1 protein-coding gene and 1 pseudogene are annotated in these 940 nt (G+C 43.7%); both read left to right on the top strand.

From position 1 onward, the window contains the following. Positions 1–165: 165 nt before the first annotated feature. The gene (locus tag A3729_RS25890) at positions 166–420 is read left to right on the top strand and encodes a DUF1653 domain-containing protein (RefSeq protein WP_068514784.1); all 255 of its coding nucleotides are present in this window, start codon (positions 166–168) and stop codon (positions 418–420) included. Between the two features lie 174 nt (positions 421–594). Continuing rightward, positions 595–940, top strand: a pseudogene (locus A3729_RS33470) (hypothetical protein); the annotation flags it as partial.

A 940-nucleotide genomic window follows, 5' to 3' on the forward strand; every position in this document is an offset into this window, starting at 1 on the left:
TTGGCTGGCACCCGCCTACCTTGTTGGTGCTTATGACTGGGTTTTGGGTCACACAGATAAAGCGCTTCAAGCAGGGGTTTATATTGCCGCCGCTTATGCATTAATGATCGTTGTGGTGATGTTGGAATCGGTTATGAGAAGACTCTTGGGTATGGAGAAGGCTGGATGAGTGGTATCGAAACAGGCTTGTATCAGCATTATAAGGGGGCTGAATACGAGGTACTTGGCCTGGTCACGCATAGCGAGACAGAGGAAAAGTTGGTTGTCTATAGAGCTTTATATGGCGAGTTTGGATTGTGGGTGCGTCCTTTAGATATGTTTAAAGAGTCAGTGTCCATCAACGGTCTAGAGCAAGATCGCTTTAAGCTCATCAATGCCTATAACGTCGAGCTAGGAAAACATTTACCTTCATCACTCTAAACTTAGTGAAACACACTAATCTTCTATAAAAACAACAGGTAAGCGTTAATTTAAGAGAAAATACTTTTAATATCGCATTGTTGTTGTTGTAAAACCTGCTATAAATTATCTATGTTCGACTAATTTTGTCCATAATGCCTCATTTGTTTGGGCCGGGATCATGCAGGGGAATCTATGAACTCCAAACTATCATTTGCGCGCCAGGTGATAACGCAAAAGCTGAGAGGGCTTAGCCTTATTAAGCGTATGTTAACACTGGCGGTCTTCGTCAATGTATTAATTTCAGCTAATGCTTTCGCACAAGATGCCGCTGCTAATGAAGCGGGGGCCGATATACGTATGCTGATCGATATCTCCGGGAGCATGAAGAAGAATGATCCGGCCAACTTGCGAATCCCGGCGGTTAACCTATTAACTGAGCTGATTCCCGATGGCGATGAAGCGGGTGTTTGGACTTTTGGTCAATGGGTTAATAATTTGGTCAAGTTAAAAGCTGTTGATGAGCAATGGCGTCTTGACG

The sequence above is a fragment of the Oleiphilus sp. HI0043 genome, assembly GCF_001634935.1.

Coding starts and splice junctions, on each gene's coding strand:
- A3729_RS25890 (WP_068514784.1), top strand. CDS start 166: ATGAGTGGTATCGAAACAGGCTTGTATCAGCATTATAAGGGGGCTGAA.